This is a genomic window from Chamaesiphon sp. OTE_75_metabat_556 (assembly GCF_031378165.1).
Taxonomy (GTDB): domain Bacteria; phylum Cyanobacteriota; class Cyanobacteriia; order Cyanobacteriales; family Chamaesiphonaceae; genus Chamaesiphon.
On sequence record NZ_JANNDR010000297.1, the window covers coordinates 1 to 6,362 of the forward strand.

General features: G+C 45.1%; 6 protein-coding genes and 1 pseudogene. 6 read left to right on the forward strand and 1 reads right to left on the reverse strand.

The window, feature by feature from the left end; all coding sequences use genetic code 11:
• Window positions 1-301: 301 nt before the first annotated feature.
• The 6 genes and pseudogenes from RMO27_RS11970 (at window position 302) to RMO27_RS11995 (ending at window position 5,234) form a co-directional block, all read left to right on the forward strand.
• Window positions 302-2,062 (forward strand): M61 family metallopeptidase, encoded by a 1,761-nt coding sequence (locus RMO27_RS11970; protein ID WP_309732709.1) that lies wholly within the window; start codon window positions 302-304, stop codon window positions 2,060-2,062.
• 197 nt (window positions 2,063-2,259) lie between these two features.
• Window positions 2,260-2,601, forward strand: coding sequence for a hypothetical protein (locus tag RMO27_RS11975; protein ID WP_309732711.1), 342 nt, complete (start codon window positions 2,260-2,262; stop codon window positions 2,599-2,601).
• A pseudogene (locus tag RMO27_RS11980) lies at window positions 2,528-4,219 on the forward strand (type I restriction-modification enzyme R subunit C-terminal domain-containing protein); the annotation flags it as partial. The gene RMO27_RS11975 and the pseudogene RMO27_RS11980, both read left to right, overlap by 74 nt.
• 12 nt (window positions 4,220-4,231) lie before the next feature.
• Window positions 4,232-4,558: a HigA family addiction module antitoxin gene (locus tag RMO27_RS11985; protein ID WP_309732718.1), complete on the forward strand. Its 327-nt coding sequence runs from the start codon at window positions 4,232-4,234 to the stop codon at window positions 4,556-4,558.
• Window positions 4,559-4,592: 34 nt separating this feature from the next.
• Window positions 4,593-4,847, forward strand: coding sequence for a hypothetical protein (locus tag RMO27_RS11990; RefSeq protein WP_309732720.1), 255 nt, complete (start codon window positions 4,593-4,595; stop codon window positions 4,845-4,847).
• A 3-nt stretch (window positions 4,848-4,850) separates the two neighbouring features.
• Complete coding sequence (locus tag RMO27_RS11995) at window positions 4,851-5,234, forward strand: zeta toxin family protein (RefSeq protein WP_309732722.1); 384 nt, start codon at window positions 4,851-4,853, stop codon at window positions 5,232-5,234.
• A gap of 211 nt (window positions 5,235-5,445) precedes the next feature.
• Here RMO27_RS11995 and RMO27_RS12000 read toward each other — a convergent pair whose 3' ends face one another.
• A complete protein-coding gene (locus RMO27_RS12000; RefSeq protein ID WP_309732724.1) occupies window positions 5,446-6,240 on the reverse strand; it encodes an IS110 family transposase in 795 nt (264 codons plus the stop codon).
• Window positions 6,241-6,362 lie beyond the last annotated feature (122 nt).

Here is a 6,362-nt window from a genome sequence, read left to right on the forward strand (position 1 = left end):
TGGTAAATCTAAGCAATTTTCCCACGAAATTTCCACCCAGAGCGCTGACTCGCTCGTTCCAGAGTCGGTGAAGCCGGTGGTGGTTAAATATGAGTATCGGTAGATAGTTGATAGTTGATAGTTGATAGTTGATAGTTGATATAGCGATCCTAACTGAAAAGCTTAAACCCTAGAGGGCGGGCACGAGGCACCGCCCCTACAGGTTATCGTTACTGCAAGGAACTCAAATAGGATTGCTATAGCTAGCTCCCAGTCTCCCAGTCCCTCAGCCTCCCCGTCCCCCACTCCCCACACTCAAGAGATGACTCAAGCTATCGAAACTAGTGCGACGGTAATGCCAGTTTATCTGCCGAAATTGGCTTATCAGATCGCCATGCCTCAGCCGCAGACTCATCTATTTGAAGTCAGCTTGAGTGTCAGTAATTGGCATCATCAAGTCCTAGATATCAAAATGCCTGTCTGGACGCCAGGTTCGTATCTAGTCCGAGAATATGCCAGACAATTGCAAGATTTTGTCGCATTAACCAGCGCGGGGACAAAGTTAACTGTTGTCAAAATTGCTAAAAATCATTGGCAAATTCAAACTAATGGTCATCGTGAAATTGCGATCGGTTATCGGATGTTTGCCAATGAATTAACAGTGCGCACGAATCATTTAGATGCGACTCATGGCTATTTCAATCCCGCTGCACTATGTTTTTATATACCTGGCTATGAGTATTGCCCGATCGAGATCAAGATTATTCCCGCTGATCCCGATTGGCAAATTACGACACCATTACCCGAAATCAGCCCTCAGAATTTTCTCGCCAATGATTTTGACACCTTAGTTGATAGCCCATTTGAGATCGGCTACCAGCAAGTTTATGACTTCACCGTATTAGATAAATCTCATCAACTAGTTGTCTGGGGTGAAGGTAATTTCGATCCACAAATTGCGATCGCGGACATCAAAAAAATTATCGAAGTCGAAGCAAAAATCTTTGGCGGATTGCCTTACGAGCAATATATCTTCTTATTGCATCTCTCCCCAAGTGGCGGTGGTGGCTTAGAGCACAAAAATTGCTGTTCTTTGCTCTATCCCCGCTTTGGATTTCAAAGTGGCGAGAAACACAATCGCTTTATGCAGTTAGTCGCCCACGAGTTCTTTCATCTGTGGAATGTCAAGCGTATTCGTCCGGCTGCGCTCGAAAAATTTGATTATGAAGGGGAAAATTATACCCCATCGTTGTGGTTTAGCGAAGGGACGACTAGTTATTACGATCTGGTGATTCCCCGCCGTGCAGGGATTTATGACGAGCAAGAATTCTTGGCCGAACTCAGCAAAGAAATTACCCGTTATCTAACGACTCCAGGACGATTGGTGCAGCCGTTAAGCGAGTCGAGTTTTGATGCCTGGATTAAATTATATCGTCCCGATGCGAATAGTTCTAATTCGCAAATGTCTTACTATCTCAAAGGCGAGATGGTGACATTATTACTAGATTTATTGATTCGCGATCGCACGGATGGAGCGAAATCTTTTGATAATGTATTAGTCGCGATGTGGGAACAGTTTGGTAAAGCTGAGATAGGTTTTACCGAAACCCAATTAAAAAATATGATCGAATCAGTTGCTGGTGAAGATCTGACCGAGTTTTACGATCGATACATTCATGGCATCGAAGAATTACCATTCAATGATTACTTAACTCCCTTTGGATTAGAGTTAAAACATGGCGAAGCAACTATTCCATATTTAGGGATAAGTGTTAAAAATGAAAACGGTCGAGAAGTAATTAAATCTGTGGCAGCTAATTCTCCGGCACAGTTAGCAGGAGTTGATCCTGGTGATGAATTACTGGCGATCGATGGCTTTAAAGTAACTGCTGAAAAACTCACCGATCGACTAAGCTTTTATCAAGCCGGACAACAGATCGAGCTGACGATCTTTCATGCTGATCGATTGATGAAAGTGCCAGTAATTCTGGCTGCGCCACAACCTCAGCAATATCAGTTACAAGCATTGGAAAATAATGTCGATCGACAACGGCAACTATTTAAAGATTGGGTGAGTCATTAATCGCTCTCAGGTGGATAAACGAGACTCTCTTCCTTCGCGTCCTTTGCGGTATCTACTCACAACCTTACTCAAATACCAAAAAATTTGGACGATCGATAAAGTTTAGATCGGTGCATAAATTCCAACTTCTTTAAATGTAAAAATATTCCACTCCAAGTGGAATAAAATAGCAACTGACAAAATACCCCCGATTGATCGTGCAGGTTTCACCCAACTTCGCTTTTCTCAAAGCTCATGACCTACAACTCGTCCGGTTGGGTGCTCAGGCAGAGCGTCACTTTGCCGAAGATCCGAATACTTGTCTCAGACAACTGGCAGAGGAGTTATTACGAGTAGCCGAGGCAGAAGCAGCCGAAATTAAGGCTAAATTAATCGGTATTCAAGCCCAGACAGTCGCGCAGAAAGCACCTGTCATCCAACAATCGATCGCTAATGCCCAGCAAAATGGTAGATATTTAGACTTATTTGCTAGCAATGGCAACGGGGACAGGCAAAACCAAAACCAGTATTACCCTCGTTTATCGACTGCTGAAAACTAAACGGTTTCGGCGGATTTTATTTATCGTCGATCGATCTGCATTGGGCGAACAGACAGAGGGTGCATTTAAGGAGACGCGGATGGAAAATCTTCAAACCTTTGCCGATATCTTTGATGTGAAGGAGCTAAAAGACACCGAACCGGACAGAGATACCAAAGTCCATATCGCGACGATTCAAGGGATGTTAAAACGGCTCCTATACCCCGCAGATGATATGCCGACACTCACCGCTGGACAGTATGACTGCATCATTGTGGACGAATGCCATCGGGGGTATTTACTCGATCGCGAGATGAGTGACACTGAGTTAACTTTTCGAGATTTAAATGACTATATTTCTAAGTACAGGCGGGTACTAGATTTCTTTGATGCGGTCAAAATTGGGCTGACGGCGACACCTGCGCTGCATACGAGTCAGATTTTTGGCAATCCTGTCTATGTCTACAGCTATCGGGAAGCGGTGATTGATGGCTATCTCATCGACCATGAGCCACCAATGCGGATTATCACCGAGCTGTCGGCAGCGGGGATTACTTGGGCGCAGGGCGATGAGGTGGAGGTGTTCGATGGCATTACGGGACAACTCGATTTGATTAATGCTCCCGATGAAATTCACAAGATTTGCAATCTGGTGTTTATTCGGCGGGTGAATTCGCGGATTCTGTACGAGCAAATGGTGGGAAGAGCGACGCGGTTGTGTCCCGATATTGGTAAGGAAATTTTTCGGATCTTTGATGCGGTGAATTTGTACGAAAATATCGCGCCAGTTTCGACGATGAAACCAGTGGTAGTCAATCCCCAGATTAGTTTCGAGCAGATGGTGATAGAACTCGATACGGTGACAGACGATAAAGCGATCGATCTGATTATCGGTCAATTAATTGCCAAGCTGCACCGCAAGCGACGACATTTAAGCCAGGAACAAACAGGATCGATCGAACAATTAGCGGGTATGGATGTTCAGAACCTAACCCAGCATCTCCGCAACCTTAGTCCCACTGAAGCCGCTACATGGCTGACTCAAAGGCGGGAGATCGCCCAATTGCTCGATCGACAGGATGGGGGGAGAGTGCCGCTGTTGATATCCCACCATCCCGACGAGCTGCGGGGAATTGAGCATGGTTATGGGAATGCTAATCGTCCTGAAGATTATCTCAATGGTTTTGAGGCATTCTTACGGGATAATCTCAATCTGATTCCCGCTCTATTAGTAGTCACCCAACGCCCCCGCGAATTGACGCGCCAACAGCTTAAAGAACTGCGGTTGGCATTGGATCTGGCGGGTTATAGTCAGGTAAATTTACAAACAGCTTGGCGGAATGCGACGAATGAGGATATCGCCGCTTCGATTATTGGGTTTATCCGTAAAGCAGCTCTGGGGGATGCTCTAATCCCTTATAGCGATCGGGTGGATCGATCGCTCAAGCAGATTTTAGCCAGCCGCGCTTGGACACCGCCGCAGCGAAAATGGTTGGAGCGGATTGGCAAGCAGGTTAAGGTGGAATATGTAGTCGATCAAACTGCACTTGATGAAGGGGCATTTCGATCGCTGTCCTCTCCTGACAGATTTACAATTGAAAATAACGCGATCGATGTTGAGATAGTTGATTACCACTAACAGGCACAAACCATGACTACCGAACGTTTACCCATTATTCATCCTGGCGAAATCCTCAAGCTAGATTTCCTCGAACCGCTGAATATTACTCCCTATCGCCTCAGTGTGGATATCGGGGTAGCTCAAACCCGCATCAGTGAGATTATCAATGGTAAGCGCGGCATTAGCGCAGATACAGCGATTCGGTTATCTCGTTATTTCAGTAACAGTGCCCAATTTTGGTTGAATTTACAAGCAGGATACGATCTTAGACTTGCTCAAGCAGAGCATCAAGCCATATACGTTCGCGAAGCGTCGCCTCTGGCGAATCGGATTCCTACAGCAATTGGTGTTAGTTAGATTAGATCTAAAATAAGTTAAAGGAGAAGGCATTATGACTTATACACAACCTCAAACTGATACTGGTTTCAATATCGTCCCTGGTGAAGATATTGCTGTCAGAGCGAAGAAAATGCAATCAGCGGCACAGCAACAAGTTTCTGAAGACATTGCCCGACTCAAAGCGATGGGCGAACCAATTTATTATATGGTTGGTAAAAAACTGGTACGAGAAGAAGCAGATGGTCGCAAATTTGAGTATCGGTTGCGGGAAGATGGCACTGAAGAAATTCTGGGCGCACTTATCTAAACTATGCCAGAACTAACGGTAGTTGCAGGGGCAAATGGAGCCGGAAAATCCACCCTAACCAAACTTTCTAGTATTAATATCCCGTTAATCGATCCGGATGCCATTGCCCGTGATATTGCTCCCGAAAATTCTGAATCTGCTGCTTTAGCTGCGGGACGCAAGGCGATCGAATTGGCTCGGTCTTATATTCAGTCAGATTGTAGTTTTGTTGTTGAAACGACTCTTGCTGGTAACACTTATCTCAATCTGATGCGTGAAGTTAAAGCCTTGGGTTGGTCTGTCAGTCTAACTTATGTCGGCATTGACGATCCGGTTACTAACGTGCAAAGGGTTTATAGTCGAGTCAAAATGGGTGGTCATGATGTGCCTAAAGCAGATATTTTGTGACGTTATGAACGCAGTTTGGCTAATCTAGGTAAAGCTGCCAAGATTGTTGATGAATTAATTCTCTACGATAATTCGACTAGTGCTGGACATCAGATCTTAGCTACTATTGAAAGCTATAAAACAGCGATTTATGTAACAGAATTTCCTAGCTGGGTAGCAAAAGCAAATTTGAATCTATAAACACCATCGACCGTAGATACTGTCTTGAAAGTCAAGGGGTGGTGAGCAAATAATTAGGGTCAAACGGCTGTTGAGACTTTAAGATACCAAAAGCCAAATGGACTAATTTACGCATGATGGCACCAATCGCCTGCATTTTAGCCTTGCCACGATCTAACAATCGCTCGGTAAAAGCTTTGAGCAGGGGATTATGACGCATCGAGACAACAGCAGGCATAAATAGAGCCTTTCGGAGTCGAGAATTGCCAGTACAAGACAAGCGAGTTTTGCCATGAACGCTGGTGCCACTAGAGCGTTCACAGGGAGTTAAACCAGCATGAGCAGCTAGTTGACGAGCACTTTGGTAATCCTCAATCCGACCAATTGCAGCTAAAAAGACAGCAGCAGTCTGTGAGCCAATTCCCGGAATTGATATCAACAGATCGCGTTGTTGTTTTAAGTGAGGATATTGGTCGAAATGGTCGCTAATTAATTGCTTAATCAGCGTTTGTTGTTGTTTGAGGTATTCCAAATGGGATTTGGTAAGTTCAGCTACTTGTGGAGTAGCTGTTTCCAGACGGTTCTGTTCGGCTGTAACCATTTCCTGTAAAGAATCCAATCGCCGGACAAGGGCTTGTAATTCCTTGACTTCGGGGGCTGTTGGTTTCCACAGAGCTGGCTTAATTGCCGCGCAAAAACGCGCAATTAAGGCGGCATCGACCGAATCAGTTTTAGTCCGCAGCAGTTCACTTTTGGCAAACCCTAGTTTTGGGAAGCTCACTCTACGCAGCAGACTTGTAACTAGTCTAAGGGGCGGGCCAGCTTCACCGATTACTGATGTTCTCATTCTCACTTTCTACTATCTGGCGATCGATCTAAACTACCTGTTCTGATTTCTTTACCTTGCCTCCGCTACTTGGTTTGTTTTGATCGCCTGGTGTTGGCGAATGCCTTACCAAATCGATCGTT